The sequence below is a fragment of the Streptomyces botrytidirepellens genome (assembly GCF_003721215.1).
GTDB classification, from domain to species: Bacteria; Actinomycetota; Actinomycetes; order Streptomycetales; family Streptomycetaceae; genus Streptomyces; species Streptomyces himastatinicus.
The window spans coordinates 1-1419 of record NZ_RIBZ01000458.1; the positions used below are offsets into that span (position 1 = coordinate 1).

The window sequence follows — 1419 nt, forward strand, 5'->3', positions numbered from 1 at the left end:
CGCCGTCGCCGCGCGCGCCGGTGACCCGGTCGCGCGGGCCTCGTTCGACCGCGCGGCGCAGGCCCTGGCCGCCGGGATCGCCGCGACCGCCGCGCTCGTCGAGATCGAGGTGGCGGTGATCGGCGGCGGGGTCGCGGGCGCCGGGGACGTGCTCTTCGCGCCCCTTCGGCGCGCCCTGCGCGCCTACGCGACCCTGAGTTACGTCCAGGGTCTTGAGGTCGTACCGGCGCAGATGGGCACCGACGCGGGGCTGGTCGGGGCGGCCGCCGCGGCGGCCCAGGAACAGCGGCTGGAGGGATTCGGCCCGGTGGGCGCGCCTGGCGGCGCGAGTTGAGCCGGACTGTCACCGGCGGGGCCTAAGCTGTTCGCTCACTGCTGGCGATGCGAGGGATCCGATGGTGGCACCGGGGGACATGGGCGGTGATCTGTCCGGCAGGCTGCTGGGCGGGCGCTACCGGGTGACGGGGCAGCTCGGCCGCGGCGGCATGGGCGTGGTCTGTAGAGCGGTGGACGAGCTGCTGGGCCGGGAGGTCGCGGTCAAGGTGCTGCGCGCCTACACCGACGCGTCCGGCGCGGAGCTGGCCGATCTGCGCACCCGGATGCAGCGCGAGGCGCGCGCCGCGGCCCGGATCCGCCATTCGGGTGTGATCACGGTGCACGACGTGGCGGACGAGGACGGGCTGCCGGTCATCGTCATGGAGCTGATCGACGGCCCGTCCCTCGACGACCTGATCGACGAGCGCGGTGTCGTCGATCCCCTGGAGGCCGCGCGGATCGGCGCGAAGGTAGCCGACGCGCTCGCCGCGGGCCACGACGCCGGGGTGCTGCACCGCGATGTGAAGCCGGGGAACGTGCTGCTCGACCGCGGGGGCCGGGTGGTGCTCACCGACTTCGGCATCGCGAGCATGGAGGCGCCCGACGACGGCGCGACCACCAAACTGACCCGCAGCGGCGAGCTGATCGGCTCGCTGGACTACCTGGCGCCGGAGCGCGCCCAGGGCCAGGACCCGGGCCCGGCCTCGGACGTGTGGGCGCTGGGCATGACGCTGTACGCGGCGGTGGAGGGCTCGTCGCCGTTCCGCCGCACCTCGGTGTGGTCGACGCTGACCGCGATCGTCACCGAGCCGCTGCCGGAGCCCCGGCTGGCCGGTCCGCTGGCGCCCGTCCTGCGCGAGCTGATGGACAAGGATCCGGAAGGGCGTCCCACGGCGGCCGAGGCGCGGCAGCTGCTGGAGGCCGTCGCGTCCGGGGCCGCGCCGGAGTTTCGGCCGTCTCCTCCGCAGGCACCGCCGGTCCCGCGGCCCCCGCAGGCGTCGCAGGTCCCGAGGACCCCGACCGCGCCGGATGTCGCGGCCGCCCAGCCGCTGGTGGGCGCCGGTCCCGGGGAGGGCGGCACGCCGGGGCCGGGGCGCGGCCGGA

2 protein-coding genes are annotated in these 1419 nt (G+C 76.3%); both read left to right on the forward strand.

The genetic code is table 11. From position 1 onward, the window contains the following. On the forward strand, window positions 1-334 hold a 334-nt coding region (locus tag EEJ42_RS31575; protein WP_123105284.1), incomplete at its 5' end, for an ROK family protein. Window positions 335-395: 61 nt separating this feature from the next. Further along, a partial coding sequence (locus EEJ42_RS31580; RefSeq protein WP_148082079.1) for a serine/threonine-protein kinase occupies window positions 396-1419 on the forward strand: 1024 nt, incomplete at its 3' end.